Genomic DNA, 21,034 nt, shown 5'->3' with positions numbered 1-21,034 from the left:
GCAGCGTCGATACCGTGGGAGTATGACCCTTCTCGAAGAACCGCGCCGCACGACACACCTCGACACAGGTTGGGCCGGCTTCGTCGGCGGGCTGTGGCAGCACGGCGTCGACGTGCGCGACTTCATCCAGCGCAACTACACCCCGTTCACGGGCGACGCGAGCTTTCTGGCCGGAGCGACCGAGCGCACCCACGCCCTCTGGACGCAGCTGTCGGCGATGTTCCCCCGGGAGCGAGAGCTCGGCGTCTACGACGTCGACGCCACCACCCCGGCGTCGATCACCGCGCACGCGCCCGGCTACATCGACCGGCCGAACGAAATCATCGTGGGACTACAAACGGATGCCCCGCTCAAGCGAGCCATCATGCCCTTCGGCGGCTGGCGCATGGTCGCGACCAGCCTCGAAACCTACGGCTACCCGGTTTCGCCCGAGCTGGAAACCATCTTCACGAAGTACCGCAAGACGCACAACGACGGTGTCTTCGACGTGTATCCGCCCGCCGTCAAACGGGCCAGGCACAGCCACCTCATCACCGGGCTGCCGGATGCCTACGGTCGCGGCCGCATCATCGGCGACTACCGCCGCGTCGCGCTCTACGGCGTGACCGCCCTGATCGCGGCGAAAAAACTCGAACGCGCCGCACTCGACCAGCAAGCGAGCACCGAAGACGTGATTCGTTCCCGCGAGGAGAACGCCGAACAGGTACGCGCCCTGAACGAACTCATTCAGATGGCCGCCGGCTACGGTTTCGACATCGCCAGGCCCGCTACCAGCGCGACCGAAGCGGTGCAGTGGCTCTACTTCGCCTACCTCGGCGCGGTCAAGGAGCAGAACGGTGCCGCCATGTCGTTCGGCCGCAACAGCGCCTTTCTCGACGTCTATCTCGAGCGTGACCTTCAGGCCGGGGTATTGACCGAGAGCCAGGCGCAGGAACTCATTGACGACCTCGTGATCAAGCTGCGCATCGTGCGTTTCCTACGCACCCCGGAATACGACCAGCTGTTCTCGGGCGACCCGACCTGGGTCACCGAATCGCTCGGCGGCATCGGCCTCGACGGCCGCACCCTCGTGGTCAAGACGGCGTTCCGGTTCTTGCAGACCCTGTACAACCTGGGCCCGGCTCCCGAGCCGAACCTCACTGTGCTCTGGAGCGACGGACTTCCGGGCGGGTTCAAACGTTTCTGCGCGCAGGTCTCCATCGACACCTCGGCCATTCAGTACGAGTCAGACGACCTCATTCGTGAGGCCTGGGGTGACGACGCCGCGATCGCCTGCTGCGTATCGCCGATGGGGGTTGGCAAGCAGATGCAGTTCTTCGGCGCCCGGGTCAACGTCGTCAAGGCGCTGCTCTACGCCATCAACGGCGGCCGGGACGAACTGACCGGCGAGCAGATCGCGCCGGTCACCGCCCCGCTGGCCGGCGAGGTTCTCGACTACGACACCGTCTGGATCGCATACCTCGCCAGCCTGGAATGGCTCGCTGAAACCTACGTCGACGCGCTCAACTGCATCCACTACATGCACGACAAGTACGCTTACGAACGCCTCGAAATGGCCCTGCACGACGGCACGATTCTGCGCACGATGGCCTGCGGCATCGCCGGCCTCAGCGTCGCCGCCGACTCTCTCGCAGCGATCAAGTACGCCACCGTGCGTCCGGTGCGCGACGACACCGGTCTCGTCGTGGATTACACGATCGAAGGCGACTACCCGTCGTTCGGCAACGACGACGATCGCGTCGATGAGATCGCGGTCACCATCGTGGAGACGTTCATGGCCATGATCCGTAAGCATCCCACCTACCGGAACGCTGTGCACACCCAGTCGGTGCTCACGATCACCTCGAACGTGGTCTACGGCAAGAAGACCGGCAACACGCCCGACGGACGTCGGGGCGGAGCGCCCTTCGCTCCCGGGGCCAACCCGATGAACGGTCGCGACACCCATGGCATGCTCATTTCCGCCCTGAGCGTCGCGAAGATTCCCTACTCCGAAGCGCAGGATGGAATCTCGCTCACCAACACGGTCGTGCCGACCGGGCTTGGCCACACGCCCGACGAGCAGGTAACCAACCTGGTCGGTCTGATCGACGCGTATACGTTGTCGCACGGTTACCACCTCAATATCAACGTGCTCAACCGCGAAACCCTCGAAGACGCCATGGAACATCCGGAGAACTACCCGCAGCTGACCATCCGGGTGTCGGGTTACGCCGTGAACTTCGTGCGGCTCACCCGGGAGCAGCAGGTCGACGTCATCAGCCGCACCTTCCACACGAGCGTCTGATCAGAACATGGTTGCCGTACAGCTGGGCCGGTCCGAGTTTCACCACGAGCAAGTGGATGCCCACCGCGCTGGCACGGTCGCCAGCGTGCACTCCTGGGAACTGGTCACGGCCGTCGACGGACCTGGCACGCGGCTGACCTACTTTCTCTCCGGCTGCCTGCTGCGTTGCCAGTACTGCCACAATCCGGACACCTGGAAGATGCGCGACGGCGCACTGACGCCGATCGACGATGTGCTCGCCCGCATCCGTCGCTATCGGGGGGTGTTCACTGCGACCGGCGGAGGCTTGACGCTCTCCGGCGGGGAGCCGCTCATGCAACCGGCGTTCGTCGCGCGGGTGTTCGCCGAGTGCCATGAGCTCGGCGTGCACACCACTCTCGACACCTCCGGGTATCTCGGCACGAGTGCTTCGGACGAGTTGCTCGATCACACCGACCTGGTGCTGCTCGACGTGAAGTCCGGCCTGCCGGACACCTACCGCGAGGTCACCGGGCGGGAGCTGGCACCGACGATTGCGTTCGGCGACCGGTTGTGCGCCCGCGGCACGAACGTGTGGGTTCGGCTCGTACTGGTTCCCGGGCTGACCGACGCGGTGGAGAACGTCGACGCGGTTGCCGAGATCGTGGCCCGCTGGCCCAACGTTTCCCGGGTCGAGGTACTGCCGTTCCACCAGATGGGCGAGGACAAATGGGACCGCCTGGCCATCCCGTATCCGCTGCACGGTGTGCAGCCGCCGGATGCCGCCCTGCAGGACAGAGTGCGCGAGCAGTTTCGCGCCCGCGGCCTCACGACCTTCTAATGAGCACTAGTAGCGGGCGAGCAGTTCCGTCTTCTTGGCGAGGAATTCGGCATCCGTTACGACGCCGGCGTCGCGCAGTTGGCCGAGTTGGGTCAGGTGCAGGGCGATGCCGGTGGATGCAGCGGGCGCGAGTTCGCGCCTGATGGGTGCGGCAGTCAGAGCCGCGACCGGCTCCGGGGCGACGGCGGGCCCGTGGCCGGGTGAAGGCGCAAGCGCCGAAGCGGCATGCCCGGCCTGCGACATGCGGTCGATCCAGGCCAGGGCGATCGCCGAAAGAATGAACACCATGTGAATGATGACCTGCCAGAGCACGCCGTCCCAGGTATAGACGTTGCCGGTGATGGTCTCGGTGGGGTTCGAGTCCACTGGGGTACCGCGCGCGGCCAGGTCACCGACTTCGATAAAGGTCTTGAGCAGATGAATCGAGGAGATTCCGACGATGGCCATGGCGAGTTTGACCTTGAGCACGTTGGCGTTGACGTGGGAGAGCCATTCGGGCTGGTCGGGGTGACCCTCCAGACGGATGCGCGACACAAACGTCTCGTAGCCGCCGATGATGACCATGATCAGCAAATTCGCGATCATCACGACGTCGATCAGGCCGAGCACGGACAGCATAATTGCGGCTTCTTCAACGTGAATGCCGCCGTCGTCGCTCGGAACGGTCAGTGACGTCCAGACGTCGCCGCCGAGGTTGATGAGCTCGACCATGAACACGATCACGTAGATGACCTGCGCGATGATCAGGCCGATATAGAGGGGCGCCTGCAGCCAACGGCTGAAGAAGATCATGAGCCCGACGCTGCGCACCCAGCGGGACTGGGGGCGGAAGGGGAGGGGGAGGGCTGTTTCAGTCACCGGTCGATCATAAGTTGGCCCCGAGTGAGAACCTCCTGTGAGCTCAGCTGGGTTTCATCGCCCGAACGAGCAGGCGGGGGCGACGATTGTGGAATCCAGGCCGAGCAGCTCGGCGAAATGGGCCGACGGTTCGACGCCGAGTTCCCGGCCGAGGTGGGCCCGAAAACTGCGGTACACCTGCACCGCCGACGCATAGTTGTCTTCGGCCAAGTGGCAGCGCACGAGCAGGTGCTGGGCGCTTTCGCGCAACGGGTCGACGACCGCCGCCGCCCGCGCCGCTCCCAGGGCGCGGCTGAAACTGCCGGCGACCAGATAGGAGCGGGCCAGGGCTTCCAGCGCATCGACCCGCTGGTTCAGCGGGTGATCCTGCTGGTCGATCACCCATTCCTCATACCAGCCTCATACCAGCCCGGCAACAGGTTGGCTTCCTGCAGCAGATCGCTGGACTCCGGCGGCACCAGACGTGTGCCGGTCAGCGTGATCTCGGTGATCAACTCCCGCACCTCGCGCAGGTCAACGCGCACTGCGGCGTCGAGTCGCAGGGGGTCGGTCGCGCTCAACAGTCGCGGGAGTTCGTGCGAGATGCGGAAGACGCTCGCCCGCAGGTTTCCGGCGGACTGACGTTCGGGGCTGTCCGGCCAGAGCAGAGCGGCGAGCACGTGACGCGGCTGCGTGTGCAGGAGGGCGAGAGCGGCGAGCAGCCGTTGCTGACGTGCGCCGACCTCGACCGACACGCCGTTGTAGCGCAACTGCCAGTAGCCCCGCACGCGAAGATCCCAGCCCGGTGTCGCTGAAAATCCCATGAGTGCTCGATCCGCGAAGGGTACACAGCGGGCCCGCACCAATACGGCGGGTGCTGCTACGCCCAGAATGGCCAGCACCGCCGCGGTTGTCAATGCCGATACCCCCAAAACGGATGCATCGGCGCAGGCTGAATAACGGGTCCGTGCCACCCGAGTAACTCGCCGGTAACGCCCACGCGGTTACCCTCGGTTGTCGCGGAGTGTGCAGCCGTCACCCGCGGCATCCGCTTGTGTCGGCTCTGTCAAATTTGGAACACCATGACTCAATTCGCTCTGTGTGTTGGAATCAATAAGTTCGAGAACCTGCCGACTAATAGCTGGCTGAACGGCTGTGTGAACGATGCCAACGATGTCAGCGCGCTGCTCGGCTCGGCGTTCGGATTTTCCGACGTGAGCATCACGGTGCTGACCGACCAGGCCGCAACCAGGGACGCCGTGTTCGGGACGATGACCGAGGCGCTCGACCGGGCGAACACGCCGGGGGAGCACCTCGATCACATCGTCTTCACCATGTCGAGTCACGGCACGCAACTGCCCGACACGAGCGGCGACGAACCCGACCAGGTCGATGAGGTCTTCGTCACTTATGACCTGCGGCAGAACGGTGCCGCGTGGGATCCGGGCTCGCTCATCGTCGACGATGAGCTGCACGACCTGTTTGCCCGGCTTCCGAAGGGAGTGCTGCTCGATGTGATCCTCGACACCTGTCACAGCGGAAGCGGGCTGCGCGCCATGGACCTGGTGCCCACGGCCGACGACCGGCGCCCCCGGTTCGTACCGCCGCCGACACCGCTCGGCCGGGACGGCGCCGAGGCAGAGGGCGCCGACACCCGCACCCTGCGCGACCTCGTGCGCTCGTCGAGATCCGCGGCGAAACCGGTGCTGTTCGCCGCCTGCCGGGCCGACCAAACGGCTGCCGACGCCAACTTCGAGGGCCGGTACAACGGCGCATTCACGCACTTTCTGCTGGATGCCCTGCAGTCCGGTTCGAGCCGGGGCGAGGTGATCAAGCAGGTCAACGCGAGGCTGCGCGCGCAGGTTTGCGCAGCGGGCGCTGCCGCTCGACGTCGAGGATCGGCTTGAGGGCCGCGAAGCTGAGGCGTCCACCCTCGTCGAACCGCAGCTGCCCGCCGCCGCGAATGAATACCGGCGCCCGGGTGGACAGCCCCAGGCTGCGAGCTTCGGCGGCGCTCAGCTGAAACTCCTGCGTGAAGGTGGCGCCGATCTCCGACACGACGAAGCCGTCGGGGCCGACGCGCAGGGTGGGCCGCACCCGTTCAACGACGATTGGCCGGGTCGGGTCGATCTTCGCCGCCGCGAGCAGGGTGGGGTTCTCCCACAGAAAGCGCACGATCTCCTCCGGATCAGAAGCCAGCGCGGCCAGGCGAACCGGATACCGCAGCCCCACAAAATCCCCGACGCCCGAGAGATCGGTGGCTCCGGGCAGCACGATTCCGGCCTCGGTAAAGGCCGTCACGACGGTGCCGCGATAGTCGAGGTCGTCGTCGGGCACGACCGCCGTGTCGGCGGCGAGAATGCCGCGCAGCAGGTCTTCCCGGGTCACATCGACCGGAGCCATGTAGCCCAGGCTGCGAATGAGCATGCTCAAAACCTGACGCCCGACGGATGCCCCGGCCCGTGCCACCTGGTACAGGCTCGAGCGGCCGCCGGGTAAGTCGAGGCGTTGGAGCCACAGCCGGGCCACCACGCGCAGCAGCACCTGCACGATCGCGCCGCCCCGCAGGCGCGGGTCGGGCAGCGTGCGCCATTCGGCCGCGATGTCATTGCACAGCGACGGCCGAATCGTGCCGCGTTTGAACAGTCCGTCACCGAGTCGAAACAGGTCGCTGCGCAGCAGGTCTTCGTCGAGGGTGGCGAGGTCGAGGTTCTCGGTCTGGGTCAGCAACTGCTCGACCAGGGTTTGGGTGGAGAACACCGAGAGCAGGGCCACGAGGTCGGCGATGGCTTCGTGCAGGGCCAGCTGGTCGGTTTCGGCGTGCGAATCGGCCCATTTCGGCCGGTAGCCGTCGACGATCGCGTGGGTGACCTCGTGCGCCACGAGGTCCCTGAATAGTGCGAGCGGCACGGCCTTCTCGGTGCGCCCGTCGCGCTTGTGCCCGAATCGAATCAGGCCGTCGTTGCGATAGTAACCGGACTCCCGGTAGGAGACCCGGTCATAGGCGCTGATGGTCAGTCGCCCGCCGTTCACCCAGCCCATCCGCCGCCCCAGGGTCGATTCGAACAGCGCCAGAGTGGATGCCGCCACCGCGTACACCTGCTGCGCCAAGAAGCGGCTGTCCTGCAGGAGCTCGGCGAGGTTGTTCGGAGGCTTCTCGTCGACGATCATCCACGGTGGGGTGGGGGATCCGAGGTCGAGGCTGAACGGTTTCTCGCCGGGGCGCCGCACGATGACGTCGAATCGAGCGCTGCGCGGCTCGGGTCCGATGCGCTCGACCGGCACTCGCAGGGTGGTCGTGAGGAGGGCTTGCCGGCCGGCCGCTCCAGCCTTCGTGAAGGGACCCTCGGCGAGCACGGTCAGGCTCACCTGCAGGCCGCTGTGGCCCGGATTGCTCGACACAGTGTCGGTACGGGTCGGCTCGGCACCGGTCGTCTCCGCTCCAGTCGTCATCGCGCGCCCCGCAGCATCCGTTTGTGTCTGCAATATGCAACCGAACCACTGGTCTGTCAAGGCGTGCGCTGCAGTAACACCGCGGTAACGCTCGGGGGCGATAATCGCAGCGCCCGCCCGTCGCCGTCTGCCCGTGAAAGGACCTGAGCCATGCCCGATTCGAGCCCCACGAAGCCGACCGGTCCAACGAAGCGGACCGGTCCAACGAAGCGGCCGCCGCCGTTGCCGCAGAGCGAATTGGACGCGTTGCGGCCGCACGTGGTCAACCTCAGCGGCGGAAAATTCTCGTCGACCGGAGCATTCACGACCACGAAGAAGGACGTCGACGCCATCTTCGCCACGCACCTGCCAGCTTTCGTGGCCGAGCATGGCGGCGTTGTTCCGGTGGTGTTCTACGCCCATGGCGGGCTCGTCGATGAGCAATCCGGGCTGCGAATCGCCCAGACCCAGGTGGACTGGTGGAAATCCAACGGCGTCTATCCAATTCACTTCGTATGGGAGACCAGCCTCGCCGGAGCCATCACGAGCGCGGTCGGCGACTGGGCGCAGGGTCGCCGCGGTTGGCTCGATGAAGCAAAAGACCGGGTGCTCGAACTGGCAGCTAGATTTGGGCAGGGCCCGGCGATTTGGGGGCAGATGAAACGCTCGGCGGAGGCCGCGTCGGCCGGTGACGGCGGCGCCCGCTACGTGGCCGAAGCGCTCGGCGCTTACTGCACGGCCCACCCCGACACGATCAGTGTGCACGCCGTCGGGCACAGCGCCGGATCGATTTTTCACTCCTTCTTCCTGCCTGCAGCGTTGAAGGCGGGCGTGCCGTCCGTGGAAACGCTCACCTTGCTCGCGCCGGCCGTGCGCACCGATGTCTTTGAGAAGCAGATCGTGCCCCTGCTCGGGCACGGCGTGAAATCCCTCGCCATGTTCACGATGACCGAGAAGCTCGAACGCGACGATACCTGCCTCGGTGCCTACGGAAAATCCCTGCTCTACCTCGTGCGCGCCTCATTCGAACCCGAAGAATTCTCGCCCATTCTCGGCCTCGAAGAATGCCTGCGCGCCGACCCCGTGCTGGCTCGGTTGTTCGGCCTTTCCGGTGCAAGCGGGTCGCCTGGAGTGGACGGCGCTGCCGACATCGTCTGGTCGAAGACCACGAGCGGCCCGCTGGCCAGCCGCAGCACGTCGACCAGTCACGGTGGTTTCGACAACGACATCCCCACCATGGACAGCGTGGCCCGCCGGGTCACCGGAAGCTCGCGCATCCAGTCGTTCCCGGTCACCCGCGACCTCGGCGATGAGTTGTGGCCAGCGCCCGCACCGTCAGCGCCCCGACCTGTCGGCACCCGCCAGGCACTCTGTGTGGGCATCAACGCCTATCCGGGCGGCGATGCCCTCTACGGCTGCGTAGCGGATGCCGAGGCCTCGGCCGCCCAATTCGCCACCGTCGGGTTCGCTGTGCGTACCCTGCTCGACGCCGAAGCCACCCGACAGAACATTTTGCTCGGGCTACTCGACCTGGTCGCCAGCAGCGTCGCCGGCGACGTGCTGGTCTTTCAGTACGCCGGGCACGGCACCTACGTCGGCGACCTGGACGGCGACGAGTCCGAGCCTGGCAACGCGGAGACGAAGTACGACGAAGCCCTCTGTCCGATCGACTTTCGCGACGGCAACCTGGTCATCGACGATGATCTGGGGGAGATCTTCGACCAGTTGCCCGACGGCGTCAGCCTCACGGCGTTCTTCGACTCCTGCCATTCCGGCGACGGCCAACGCCGGTTGCAGCTGCAGCCGGTCGATGTCGCCGACCTGAGTGCGGCATCCGCCCCGCACGGCCGTCGGGCGCGGTTCATCATTCCGGATGAGCAGACCAGCAGGAACTATCGGGCCAAACGCGGCACGCCCGCGCGGGCAGGCAAGCGCGCGCTGGCGCGGGAGGTGCTGTTCAGCGCGTGCAAACCCACCGAGGTCGCTTATGAGACCGGCGGGCACGGCGATTTCACCGTGGCGGCGAGCCTGCTCGTGGTGCCTAGTGCCAATCGCCTGACCAACGCGGAATTCTTGGCCAAGGTACGCGAGGCATTCTCCAGTCAGCCGCGGCAGAACCCCGACTTCAACGGCCCCCGCGCGGCGAAATCGAGGGTGTTTCTCGGGCCGCTGGCTGGTGCTGGTGCTGGTGCCAGTTTGGCTGTGGGCGGGGTCGCGGCGGGTCCGGGGTCAGGCTCGCTTTCGGGCATTGGGGCCGGCTCCGCTACGACTCCGGGCGCACTTTCGGCGCTGCTCGACGCGGCTGCCGGCATAGCGCCTGCGGGCGGCGCAGGCGGGATCGAACCGCTTGCGGCATCCGCTGGCCCGGCAGGAGTGGTGGGCAGCGCTGGCTCGAGCGAAACGGATGCCGCGGCGCGCGCCCTCGCGGCCGCCGCATTCCTGCGCGCCGCTGCGGACTTCATCGAAGGGTAGACCGTCGAGCTTCGCGACTGGGAGGCTGCCGTGCGGGGGCCGCGCCGGTGCGCGGGGGCTGCGGCCAGTGGGGTCCGCTGGCCGAGCCGGCGGCGCGGGAGGTACGCCGATTGGCGGGAGTTTGAATATGGCCGGAACTTCGGCGCAGCGCGTCGCGCTGGACCCGCGCCGGTGCGTGGGAGTTGCGCCTCGCAGGCAGCGGCGCAGCTCCCGCGCGCCCGGAAATGGGCGGTTGGGAGGCCGGGATGGGCGCAACGGAAGGCACTGAATGTCGACAACTTTCGCATCCGACGCCGTGGCCTGCGAGACTGGACGCACAGCTCGGCGCGACGGAAACCTGACCGGAGCGCCGAAACGATGTTCGCACCCTTGCGCTTCGGAAGGACCCCATGCTCGATTTTCTGTTCAGCCCGATCCCCGGGATCATTTTCACGATCATTGTCGTCCTACTCATTGGCTTGATCTACGCCAAGACCATCTACAAGAACGCCGGGCCCGATGAGGCCCTCATCATCACCGGCAAGAAGAGCCGTAAGACCATCGTTGATGGCGCCACACTCGAAGAATCCGGCCAGCGCGTCGTGCACGGGCAGGGCGTGTTCATCACCCCCTTCTTCCAGAAGGCGTTCAAAATCAGCCTGCGCAGCCGGGCGATTGAGATCACCGCCGTCGCACAGGACCGCAACGGCATCACTCTCTCGGTCGAAGCCGTCGCCATCGTTAAGGTCGGCGACGACCCGGCCGCGATTCGCGCCGCCGCCCAGCGGTTCCTCGGGCAGGACAAGAACATCGACGGCTTCGCGCAGGAGGTGCTGAGCGGTTCACTGCGATCCTCGATCGGCGCGACCGACGTCATGACCGTCATTCAGAAGCGCGACGAACTCGGTAGCTCGGTGCTCGCCACCGCGCGCGAGTCGCTCGCCAACCAGGGCCTCGATGTCGACTCCTTCGAGATCAAGGGCATCACCGACGAGAACGACTACATTCGCGACATCGGTCGTGCCGAGCAGGCCAAGGTGCGCCGCCAGGCCGAGGTTGCCGAGCACGTCGCCAACCGCGAGTCGCAGGAAGCCCTGATCACCGCCGAGCAGGCCATTGCAGAGGCGCAGAACACTCTCGCCCTGCGCAAGGCCGCGCTGCAGCTCGACACCGACAAGGCCTCCGCCGAGGCGGCCGCGTCCAGGCCTCTCGCCGAGGCCAAGGCCCAGCAGGCCATCGTGCAGGAGCAGGAACTCACTGCCCAGCGCCGCGCCAGCCTGCGTAAGGCCGAGCTCGAGTCCGAGGTCAACGCCATCGCCGACGCGGATGCTTACCGAATTCGGGTGACCGCGATCGCCGCGGCCGAGGCCTCCGTCGCCAAGGCCACCGCCGATCGCGACAGCCGTGTCGCCAACGCCGACGCCACCCGCGCCGAGGGCCAGGCCGAGGCCGATGCCATTCTGGCCCGCGGTACCGCAGAGGCCACGGCCACACGTCTCTCCGCCGAGGCCGTCGCCCAGCAGTCCGAAGCGCTCATTCAGCTGCGCCTGGTTGAGATGCTCCCGCAGATCGCGCACGAACTCGCGGCGCCCATGGGCAACATCGACCAGCTCACCGTCATTTCAACGGATGGTGCCAGCCAACTCTCCAAGAACGTCGCGTCGGGCTTCAGCGAGGTCGACGCCGTACTCGGCTCCACCATGGGAATCGGCATCAAGGACCTGCTCGGCGGGCTGCTCGGCGGAACGGCCGGAGCCGCCCTGCGGAACGCGGCGCCCGCGCACGCTGGCGCATCCGTCTCACCTGTTGCTTCGTCGCGTTTGACCGGTGCCGGCGCCGCGTCGCCCTCAGCGGCACCCTCGCCTTCAGTAGCAGGGCCTTCAGCAGCAGCGCCTTCAGCAGCAGCGTCCTCGCCATCGGTTGGTGCCTCGGCGGCGACTGCTGCCGCAGCTGCACGGTCGGCAGCGGAAGCATCCGTTTCTGATTCGATCAACGGCGTCGACTTCGACGCAGTCGCCAACGAAGCCGCGGCAGCAATCGCCCGTGCCGCAGCGGCTCGCCTCCCCAAGAAGGCTGGGGACCGCCTGCTGCCGTAGCGAACGTGGCCCGCGGTTCCGGCCGGTAACCGGGACCGCGGGAATTGCGTATTGTGGGTTGTCAGCAGCCGGGGCCGTGGGGGTTGGCGTTGCAGTCTTCGGCGACGAGCACCGTGGATTCCTTGGCCACGACGACCGTGAACGGCGCCGACGGTACGGTGACGATTCCTTCGACGGGTCGCCAGCCCTGGTCGCCGAAGCTGTAGTCGGCTCGGTAGTCGACGGTGAGGGTGACCGAGTAGGTGCCCTTGGTTGTGTATTTGTGGCTGGTGGGGGTGGTGGAGAATTCGGCGAGGCCGAGGTCGGCCCAGCTGGCTCCGCCGGTGGGGCTTGACGTGGTGCTTCCGTCGCCGTAGTTCCAGCGGTACCCGATCGGTGTGAACATGACCTGTGCGGGTTCGCCGAGCAGGAGTCCTTCGCCGATTTGAGCGGATGCTCCGGCCCAGAAATTGGCGGCCAGTTCGACGATCGCCCAGCCGCCCGGTTCCATGCCGGTGGGGGCCGGGTAGGCGGGGAAGTTTTGCAGGTCGGAGACGCGCACGATGGTCGAGGGGGAGCAGCCGGCGCATGGGGTACCCGCCACTTGGGGACGCATCAGGGGCAAGTGCGAGTCGTTACCGCACGGAGCCCAAGTCACGCCGAGCATTTTCGGGTCGCCATTCGCGCATACCCTCGGCGCCGGCGTGCCCCACTCGCCGCTAGCGGCGTTGCCCGCCCGACCGCTGGCGGACCCACCCGCTCCGCCGCCTGCGTCCCTGGATCCAACTGTTCCGACTGATACATCTACGCCAGCACCGTTTACGACGCCCTGGGCGGGTTCCTTTTCCCCCGGTGGGTCCACGCTGTGTCCGGTAGTGGCTTCAAGCTTTGTCGCAGGTCCTTGAGCCATTGCCAATGCGGGATTGGGCGCTATCACTGTGAGGGCGATCAGGAATGTTGCGACCGCTAACAGAAGTTTTTTCCGGTCCATAATTCCGATCTCTCTAGAACGAGGCGATTTGCCGTGGAATCCTGAGTCAGAGCCACTTGAAGCGGATGTCGTGAGATGCGATCGGCCGGAACTATCGAGATACCCGCAGCGTCGACAATGTCCGTCGCGGATACGTCGAGACACATGTAAACAACGACGGAACCGTTTTTGAGATTTGCAGACTGAATTGTCATGGAGTCGAAGGCAAGATCGCCGACAAGGTGGACCCCCTTTTCTGTCAATCGCTTGAAAGACGCAATCTCGCCCGGCAGCATTTCAGTAGTCACGAAGGGAGTGATGCGTTGCGGATCAACTCCGCCGTCATGCGAGATCGTGTTGGCTGTACCTTGATATGACGCATAAAACGCGGTCGCGGCTGCCAGGGCCTCGTCGTTCGAGGCGAACACTGGCGGAGTGGCGGTGGCTGCTGCTGGTGCTGCCGTCGCCGCGGCGACTGGCTTTGGGGTGTCGCTGGGAGGCGGCGCGGGGGTGGCTGAGCATCCGCTGAGCGTGCCGGCAGCGAGAAGCACCAGTGCTGTCATGAGCACGGCGTTGTGCAGGGGGCGACGACGCGGTCGGGTTCGCATGCGGTCACCCTAGACCGGATTGTTGCAATCCCGTTTAAGTTATGCACAGGCTGGTGCCGAGGCTCAAATCACGGTACGGGTTGGCCAGAATATGCTCGGGTGGTCGGCTGTGGCGTCGGGTCGACTGTGCAGGGCCCGCGGGCCAGGCGCATGACCGCCGTGCTCGGCATCGCTGCGACGTCTCCGTCGACCAGTGGTAGCCGAGGAAAGACCCGTGACACCCGGCCGTCAAACATTTCGTGGAGGGGTTATTGGCGGATCTCGCCGGTTTAGTGCTTATATGCGTGACATTTCCTCGTGTCGGTGGTTGGGTGTTGGCTTAGATTATGAACAACATGGCGATGGAGCTGACCCGGGTGGTGGCCGCGGTGGCGGCGCTGGGTGGCTCCTGTGCGGAGTTCGCGGGCCTTTCCGATGCGGAGGTGCTGGCGGCGCGTGCTCCGATTGCTGCGTTGCTGCGGTTGAGTAACACGGTGGCGGCGTTGTTGGCGGGCGCGATTGCGGAGCGGTCGCGGCCGCAGCTGGGCCAGTCGGGGTTGGCGGCACGCCATGGGTTTGGTACGCCGGCGCTGATGGTGCAGCATGCCACCGGGTTGAGTCGCGTGGAGGCGGGTCGGCTGCTGGCGGTCGGGGTGTTGATGAGTGAGACCGAAACGGCGGAACGCCACGCGGCCGAGGTCCGGGAAGCGGCGCGGGTCGCGCAGGCCCGGGCGGATGCTGCGGCGCAGGCTGCTGCTGCTGCCGCGGTCGAGGCGGCGGCGGACGCGCAGCGGGCATTCGAGTGGGAGGCGGCGCAGTGGGAGGTGCGGGAGGTCGATCGGGCTGCGGCGTGGGCCGAGTTGTATCCGGGTCTGCCGCTGCCGGAGGGTCCGCCTCGCCCGGTGCTGGTTGACGCCGTGACACTGGTCGTCCCGGTCGCACCGGCGCCGCCTCTGCCCCTGGTGGCGCCGGTGGTGGTGCCGTGGCAGGCGCCGATCGTGCACGCCGTCGCCGCGGGCATCTTCTCGCCGGGCGTTGGCGATGCCCTGCTGCGGGGGCTGGGCACTCTGGATCAGGCGATCACTGCCGAGAAGCTCGCCGCCGCGCTGCGCGTTCTGCTGGTGGAGGCGCCGAGCTTGAACACGGAGCAGGCGTTCAAGCGGGCGCGGCGGATGCGGGATGAGTTGGATGCGGCGGGGATTCTGGCGCGGGAGAAGCAGGCCCGTGATGACACCCGGTGGTCGTTGTGGCAGCGGGCTGATGGCATGGTCACGTTGCATGCGTTGCTGCCGCCGGAGCAGGGCGAGCTGTGGATCGCCACTTACGATGCACTGACCAGTCCGCGGCGGGGTGGGGTGCGGTTCGTAGATCCGGAGCGGGCGGCCTGGGCGCAGAGCGTGAAAGATGATCCGCGTACCGTTGATCAGATCGCTGCGGATTCGTTCACGCAGCTGCTCAAGCTCGGCGCTGAGGCCGATCCGAATACCCTGTTCGGTGGTCGCCGCCCGGTGGTGCAGGTCATCGTCACCGACCACGACCGCCCCACCACCATCCCCGCGCCAGCCATCATCCCCGCGCCCAGCGCGGCGGTACCCAGCGCGACAGCACCCACGCGGCCGGCTACCCGAGCGGATGCTCCGGTCACGGCCACCACGGCCACCATAGCCACGCAGGGTGCCGACACTGCCGACACTGCCGACACTGGCGACACTGGCGAGGCCACCGGGACCGCCAATCGCAGCGCGGCCACGCGGGCCCAGTCGACCGGGACGGCCACGCAGGCCACTCCGAGCAAGCAGCCTTCCCCGGCGGCGCCAAGAACGGGGGTGTTCGGGTATCTCGAGGGTAATCCGGCTCCGGTGTCGGCGGAGACCATCGCCCGACATTTGTGTGACACCGGCTACTTGGGCATTGTGTTCGACCAGGCCGGGCAACCCCTCAATGTGGGACGCGACGAACGGCTCTTCAACCGCGAGCAACGCCGTGCCCTCGCCGCGCGCGACGGCGGATGCCGCTGGCCCGGCTGCGACCAGCCACCGTCTTGGAGTGAAGCTCACCACGTCGAAAATTGGGCTGATCTGGGCTTTTCCAACATCGATCAGGCCATTTTACTGTGCACCCACCACCATCTGTTGCTCCACAATCGGCACTGGCGGGTTCTGTTCCTTGACGGAACATACTGGCTGCAACCTCCGGTCGAGGTTGATCCTGAGCAAACCTTGATTGCACTCCTGAGCAAGAACCCGCTCATGCAGGAGCCCACACTGCTCGACTCACCGCAATAGCATTGCGCGACCGCCAGCGCAGACCGCGGCGCGTTGGGCGTCGGTGGTCTCGACGGGCTCGACCAACGAAATGTTGGCGCCGCGCCGACACGGGTGGGTTGCAGCGGGGGCGAGGCTCCGAAGCAGGCCCGCCTGCGTGTCTATACCGACGATGCCTCGAACTTCATCCTGGGCCAGGTCACGAAATCTGTCACCGCCGCCATTCGCACCGAGCTGTCGACCTCCATCTCGGCGACCTACCTCGACAACGTTTACCTCGGCTTCACCAGCGTGCACGACAGCCTCGCGCTGGCCGCTCGTGGCGCCCGCACCCTCAGCCACGGCGCCACGAGCGCGAGCGACGGGTCGGCGCAGCTCGTCATCGGCCTCGGCACTCTCTCCACCGGCGTCGCCACGCTCGCGAGAGGGGTCTCCCAAGTGGACGCCGGCAGCCACACCCTCGCCACCGGCGCGAGCACCCTGGCCACCGGCTCGTCCAGTTTGGCGAGCGGCGCGGCGCAGGTCGCCAGCGGTTCGTCAGCCCTCGCCGCGGGTGCGGTCACCCTCGACGCGAGCGTGAGCACCCTGCCCACCGCGACCGCCCAGCTGGCGGCGGGAACCCGCGCCGTCTCCACCACTCTCGGCACGATCGCCGCGCTCACTGCGGCGCACCCCGACTGGACGCTGACCCAGCTGAACGCGGCCCTCGCCACCGGCGGCGTCTCGATCGAGTCCCTCGCGGCGGGTGCCGCGACCGTTGCGGCTGGGGGCAACACTCTGAACCAGAGCGCGCCGCCGCTGGTCACTGGAATCGGTACGCTCGCCGACGGCGCCGCGGGTCTCGCTACGGGGGCGTCGAGCGTGCAGGCCGGAGCGCAGTCTGTCTCAAGCGGTGCGGCGTCGCTTTCTGCGGGCGCCGCCTCGCTCGTCATCGGTGCCGACAGCGCGGCGGCCGGTGCCACCACGCTGGCCGCCGGCGCGAAAACAGCCAGCACCGGCGCGAGCACACTCGCCGACGGCCTCGGTCGGCTTGCGACCGGCGCCGATACGCTCAGTACTTCGCTGCAGTCGGGCGTGACCCAGGTGCCAAGCTACACGACAGCGCAGGCCAGCGCCCTCGCTGCGGTGACCTCCCAACCCATCGCCGCTGAGCACGTGCGCGAGAACGCCGTCGGCTTCTACGGCGAGGGAATCGCAGCCTACTTCATTCCGCTCGCGCTCTGGGTGGGCGGAATCGGCATGTACTTTCTGTTCCGTCCGCTGTCGCCCCAGGCCGTCGCATCCACTGCGAGGCCGGTGCGCGTGGCGCTGACCGGCCTCGCCCCCGGGCTGCTGTTCGGTCTGCTGCAGGCCGGCCTGCTGCTCGCTGTGCTGCACGTTCTGGTGGGGCTGGAAGCCGCCAATTTCGCAGCCCTCGCGGCCTTCACCGTCATTGTCGCGCTGGCCTTCACGGCCATTCATCACAGCCTGATCGCCCTGCTCGGCGGTCGCGGACGGTTGGTGGCCCTGCTGCTGTTGATTTTGCAGCTGGCCTCGGCGGGAGGGACTTACCCGGTTCAGACCTCGCCCGGCTTCTTCCAGTGGATCAGCCCGGCCCTGCCGATGACCTACGCGGTCGACGGCGTGCGGCGGCTCATCGCCGAGGGATTCACGAGCGCGATTCTGGTTGACCTTCTTGCCCTGATCGTTTTCGGCATCGGAGCGTTCGCCGTCTCGGTCTTCGCCAGCCGCTCGATGAAGATCTGGTCGATCGCCAAACTGCACCCCTCGCTCAAAATCTGAAGCTCAGTCGTGCGCGGTCAACGCCTGCGTCAGCAGGGCGGCCAGCGCCGGCCGCCCGCCGTTTCTCATGGCGGCACGCTGGCGCTCAGCTCCGGTGCCGAGTCGCCGTACCCGCGCCAGCAGCCCCAGTATTCGTTCGCGATTGCCGACCTCGTCGATGGCGTCGGCGGCGTAGCGTAGCAGCGCGTGCGTCACAGCGGATGCGCTCTCCAGCGTTCCCGACACAGGGTTCAGGAGGGTCGACTCCATGCCCTCGCGGGCAGCGTGCCAGAGGCCGGCATCGAGCAGTTCCGGCGCGATATCGATGGGGGCGACGTCCGCTTCGCCGTCGCGCAGCGCGGTCGTGACGACCGCCCGGGTCAGCGCGGCGAGCAGGAGGGCTGGCGGTGCGTCGAGCTGGGCGTCACAGACCCGAATCTCCACCGTGGGGTGGTCCTCAGCCAGGCGGGCATTCCACCAGACCGTGCACAGGTCGTAGGTGCCGCCAACGCCGACCAACTGGCGAATTCGGCGATCGTAATCGGCGGCATCCGTAAATACCGGCGGGCAGCCGATCGTCGACCATCGGCGCATGTGCACGCTGCGCCAACTGGAGAATCCGGTATCGGTACCGCGCCAGAACGGGGAATTCACGGCCAGCGCGAGCAACGTCGGCAGCCAAACTCGCACCCGGTTGAGTGCCTGCACACCGGCGTCGCGGTTGGGAATTCCGACGTGCACGTGCAGCCCGTTGATGAGGTGATCGGGTACCAACCCTCGAAACTCGGTTTCGACGGTGTGGTAGCGCTCTACATCGGTCACCTCCGGCCAGCCCTCGGTCTGAAACGGCGCGCCGACACCGGCGGCGAGCACACCCCGATTGACAGCGGCGCGGGCCAGCCTCGACCGAAAGGCGAGCAGATCAGCGGATGCCTGTTCAAAGCGATCAAAGACCGGCGTAGGTCGTTCGATCTGCGAAGCGAGAAACTCGTGGCTGATGAATCGGGACACCGGTGAATGGCCGAGGAGCTCGGCATGCACGTCGTCTCCGACGTTCGCCGGCCGTAGGGTTGCCGGCTTCAAAAAGATGAACTCCTCTTCAATGCCGAACGTTCGAATTCCCCACCTCCAGCGCTTTCACCGAATACTACTTGAGAAACCGGTATCAAGCCGATACATTCTCATATTAACCGGTCGGTCACACTGCCGCCCGTATCTGACTAACATGACAATTAATTAGGAACAGATGTGCGGACGTGAGCTCTCGCACTGATCGACTTAGCTGGGGGTAAACGTGGTGCAAGTGACCGAGGTTCCAGCCGGTGCGGCGCAATCTTGGCGGCGTTCTCTGCACGGGGTTCTCGGCGGAATGCTCGGATTCGTTGCGATGAGCGCGGTGGCCGGCATTCTGATCACCGTGTCGGTGACCCCGGTCGTGGCGCTCTCGGGTATTGCCGCTACCAACACCATTTCGGTGTTTGAGAATTTACCGGGTTACGTCAACATCGAGCCTCTCTCGCAGAAGAGCGACATTTTCGCCACCCGCAGTGACGGAACCTTCGAGCTGCTCGCCTCGTTCTACGATCAGAATCGCATCGAGGTGGGCTGGGATGCGATCAGCCAGTTCGCGAAGGATGCCGCGGTGTCGGGGGAAGACCCGCGGTTCTACGAGCACGGCGGGGTCGATCTGCAGGGCACCCTGCGGGCCACGGCCACGACGGTGGCCGGGGGAAACACCCAGGGCGGGTCATCCATCACCCAGCAGTACGTGAAGAACGTGCTCGTGCAGAAGTGCGAGGTGATCACCGACAAGCGTGCGCACGATACCTGCTACACGGCGGCGACCGAGACCACGCCCGACCGCAAGCTCAAAGAAATGCGACTTGCCATCGGGGTCGAGAAAAAGTACAGCAAGCACGACATTCTGCAGCAGTATTTCAATATCACCGGCTTCGGCGGCACCGTCTACGGTATCGAGGCCGCCGCCAACTACTACTTCAACACCATCGCTGCCAACCTCACCCTGCCGCAGGCGGCCAGCCTCGTCGCGATCGTGAACAACCCGGTCAAGTTTCAGCTCGACAAACCCGCGAGCGAAACCAATGGGGCCGCCAACGGTTACGCGGCCAACAAACAACGCCGCGACTACATTCTGCGCGAGATGCTGCGTTACAAGAAGATCACGAATGCCGACTACGATGCCGCCGTGGCGTTACCGGTCGAACCCGTGATAACCGAACCGAGCACGGGCTGCCAAACCGCCGCGGCCAACGCGTTCTTCTGCGACTATGTGACCAAGATTCTGCAGACCGATCCCACCTTTGGTTCTGACGTCGCGACGCGCATGCTCAATTTTCGCCGCGGTGGCTACGACGTCTATACGACCCTCGATCTCGACGTGCAGAACGCGGCCGTGACCACCATGAACCAGCAGGTCCCCAAGGTTTACGCCGGCGGTGACGTGGGCGCGGTGATCACGAGCGTGCAGGTCGGCACCGGCCGGGTGCTCGCCATGACTCAGAACAAGGACTACAGCCAGGACCCGGTGGTGCAGGCGACCGGTGCCAACTACACCGGAATCAACTACGCCACGGATTACGCCGAGGGCGGCTCGAGCGGATTCCAACCCGGATCGACCTACAAGGTTTTCACCCTGGCGGATTGGCTCACGGAAGGTCACTCGCTCAACGAACGTGTCGATTCCCGGCGCAAGGCGAATTGGGGCACCTTTCAAGATAGTTGCCTGGGTCCTCAGAATTACGATAAGGAGAAACCACCCTTCAACCCGCGCAACGACGCCAACGAATCCGGCGCCAACTACAGTGCACTGCAAGCCACCGTCGGCTCAATCAACACCGGCTTCATCGGCATGGCGAAGCGGCTCGACCTCTGCGGCATCCGCAAAACTGCGGAGGCGTTCGGTGTGCACCGGGCCGACGGCAACCCGCTGTCGCAGTCCGCAGCAACCGTGATCGGAACCAATGAGGTTGCACCGCTGACCATGGCCGTCGCCTTCGCCGGCATCGCCAATAAGGGCGTCACCTGTTCGCCGATCGCCATCGACCGCATCGTCGACCGCGGCGGCCTGGAGGTCGCAGTGCCGCCGTCGGTCTGCACGCAATCGGTGGATTCGACGGTCGCCGCCGGCATGGCCTACGCCATGCACCGGGTGATGACCGGTGGCACCGGACAACAATCCAACTCGAATACGAAACCGAATGTGCCGATGATCGGCAAGACCGGAACAACGGATGGCGCCAAAGACACCTGGATGAGCGGCGCAAGCACCAAAGTGGCCACGGTGGTCGCCGTGGTGAGTGTGACGGGAGCGCTCAGTCAGCGGCGGCAGTTCTTTGGGCGGGACCAGATCGCGACGGCGCGGCACCGCATGTGGCCGGTCGTGATGTCGGTCGTCAACGCCAAGTACGGCGGCGACGCCTTCGACGAACTCGCCCCCAAATACATTCCACCGCCCGTGGTCGTGGCGCCACCGGTCGTGACACCGGTCGCTCCGCCGGCCGCACCCGCACCGCCGGGCCAATAGCGCCGGGCCAATAGCGCCGGCAGACAC

15 protein-coding genes are annotated in these 21,034 nt (G+C 66.2%); 8 read left to right on the top strand and 7 right to left on the bottom strand.

Annotated features, from left to right (window positions below):
- Nucleotides 1-22 precede the first annotated feature (22 nt).
- Nucleotides 23-2,287, top strand: coding sequence for a formate C-acetyltransferase (gene pflB, locus CJ028_RS03965; protein WP_105033976.1), 2,265 nt, complete (start codon nucleotides 23-25; stop codon nucleotides 2,285-2,287).
- Between the two features lie 7 nt (nucleotides 2,288-2,294).
- Nucleotides 2,295-3,086, top strand: a complete 792-nt coding sequence (pflA, locus tag CJ028_RS03960) for a pyruvate formate-lyase-activating protein (protein ID WP_105033975.1) — start codon at nucleotides 2,295-2,297, stop codon at nucleotides 3,084-3,086.
- A 6-nt stretch (nucleotides 3,087-3,092) separates the two neighbouring features.
- Here the strand turns inward: pflA and CJ028_RS03955 are convergent, their stop codons facing one another.
- Genes CJ028_RS03955 through CJ028_RS03945 form a run of 3 tightly spaced genes read right to left on the bottom strand, consistent with a single transcriptional unit; the run spans nucleotide 3,093 to nucleotide 4,840 of the window.
- Nucleotides 3,093-3,944, bottom strand: coding sequence for a TIGR00645 family protein (locus CJ028_RS03955; RefSeq protein ID WP_240607076.1), 852 nt, complete (start codon nucleotides 3,942-3,944; stop codon nucleotides 3,093-3,095).
- Between the two features lie 54 nt (nucleotides 3,945-3,998).
- The gene (locus tag CJ028_RS03950; protein WP_105033973.1) at nucleotides 3,999-4,325 is read right to left on the bottom strand and encodes an AfsR/SARP family transcriptional regulator; all 327 of its coding nucleotides are present in this window, start codon (nucleotides 4,323-4,325) and stop codon (nucleotides 3,999-4,001) included.
- The gene (locus CJ028_RS03945; RefSeq protein ID WP_129590375.1) at nucleotides 4,322-4,840 is read right to left on the bottom strand and encodes an AfsR/SARP family transcriptional regulator; all 519 of its coding nucleotides are present in this window, start codon (nucleotides 4,838-4,840) and stop codon (nucleotides 4,322-4,324) included. The genes CJ028_RS03950 and CJ028_RS03945 overlap by 4 nt, the downstream gene beginning before the upstream one ends.
- 165 nt (nucleotides 4,841-5,005) lie before the next feature.
- On the opposite strand from CJ028_RS03945, the gene CJ028_RS03940 reads away from it, so the two are divergent.
- Nucleotides 5,006-5,830, top strand: coding sequence for a caspase family protein (locus CJ028_RS03940; RefSeq protein ID WP_105033971.1), 825 nt, complete (start codon nucleotides 5,006-5,008; stop codon nucleotides 5,828-5,830).
- On the opposite strand, the gene CJ028_RS03935 is transcribed toward CJ028_RS03940, so the two are convergent.
- On the bottom strand, nucleotides 5,763-7,376 hold the full coding sequence (locus CJ028_RS03935) for a gluzincin family metallopeptidase (RefSeq protein WP_105033970.1): 1,614 nt from the start codon (nucleotides 7,374-7,376) through the stop codon (nucleotides 5,763-5,765). The two genes, CJ028_RS03940 and CJ028_RS03935, sit on opposite strands and share 68 nt — an antisense overlap.
- Before the next feature lie 150 nt (nucleotides 7,377-7,526).
- Between CJ028_RS03935 and CJ028_RS03930 the strand changes: the two genes are divergently transcribed.
- Both CJ028_RS03930 and CJ028_RS21690 read left to right on the top strand, forming a co-directional pair.
- Nucleotides 7,527-9,827 carry a caspase family protein gene (locus tag CJ028_RS03930; RefSeq protein ID WP_105033969.1) on the top strand — a complete coding sequence of 767 codons (2,301 nt, stop codon included), beginning with the start codon at nucleotides 7,527-7,529 and terminating at the stop codon, nucleotides 9,825-9,827.
- Between the two features lie 389 nt (nucleotides 9,828-10,216).
- Nucleotides 10,217-11,902: a flotillin family protein gene (locus CJ028_RS21690; protein ID WP_105033968.1), complete on the top strand. Its 1,686-nt coding sequence runs from the start codon at nucleotides 10,217-10,219 to the stop codon at nucleotides 11,900-11,902.
- Nucleotides 11,903-11,963: 61 nt separating this feature from the next.
- On the opposite strand, the gene CJ028_RS03920 is transcribed toward CJ028_RS21690, so the two are convergent.
- Complete coding sequence (locus CJ028_RS03920) at nucleotides 11,964-12,485, bottom strand: PKD domain-containing protein (protein ID WP_129590374.1); 522 nt, start codon at nucleotides 12,483-12,485, stop codon at nucleotides 11,964-11,966.
- Nucleotides 12,486-12,847: 362 nt separating this feature from the next.
- Nucleotides 12,848-13,414 carry a hypothetical protein gene (locus CJ028_RS03915; protein WP_129590373.1) on the bottom strand — a complete coding sequence of 189 codons (567 nt, stop codon included), beginning with the start codon at nucleotides 13,412-13,414 and terminating at the stop codon, nucleotides 12,848-12,850.
- A 371-nt stretch (nucleotides 13,415-13,785) separates the two neighbouring features.
- Here CJ028_RS03915 and CJ028_RS03910 point away from each other — a divergent pair, with 371 nt between their 5' ends.
- Nucleotides 13,786-15,723: a DUF222 domain-containing protein gene (locus CJ028_RS03910; protein WP_105033965.1), complete on the top strand. Its 1,938-nt coding sequence runs from the start codon at nucleotides 13,786-13,788 to the stop codon at nucleotides 15,721-15,723.
- A gap of 33 nt (nucleotides 15,724-15,756) precedes the next feature.
- Nucleotides 15,757-17,484, top strand: coding sequence for a YhgE/Pip family protein (locus tag CJ028_RS03905; RefSeq protein ID WP_105033964.1), 1,728 nt, complete (start codon nucleotides 15,757-15,759; stop codon nucleotides 17,482-17,484).
- Between the two features lie 3 nt (nucleotides 17,485-17,487).
- Here the strand turns inward: CJ028_RS03905 and CJ028_RS03900 are convergent, their stop codons facing one another.
- Nucleotides 17,488-18,567, bottom strand: coding sequence for a carboxylate-amine ligase (locus tag CJ028_RS03900; protein ID WP_276309368.1), 1,080 nt, complete (start codon nucleotides 18,565-18,567; stop codon nucleotides 17,488-17,490).
- A 199-nt stretch (nucleotides 18,568-18,766) separates the two neighbouring features.
- Between CJ028_RS03900 and CJ028_RS03895 the strand changes: the two genes are divergently transcribed.
- On the top strand, nucleotides 18,767-21,007 hold the full coding sequence (locus CJ028_RS03895) for a transglycosylase domain-containing protein (protein ID WP_129590372.1): 2,241 nt from the start codon (nucleotides 18,767-18,769) through the stop codon (nucleotides 21,005-21,007).
- Nucleotides 21,008-21,034 lie beyond the last annotated feature (27 nt).

Origin of the sequence: Cryobacterium aureum (assembly GCF_002954245.1) — a bacterium.
GTDB lineage: Bacteria > Actinomycetota > Actinomycetes > Actinomycetales > Microbacteriaceae > Cryobacterium > Cryobacterium aureum.
Note: the sequence above shows the minus strand (reverse complement) of the source record. Positions and strands in the feature narration are given on the sequence as shown.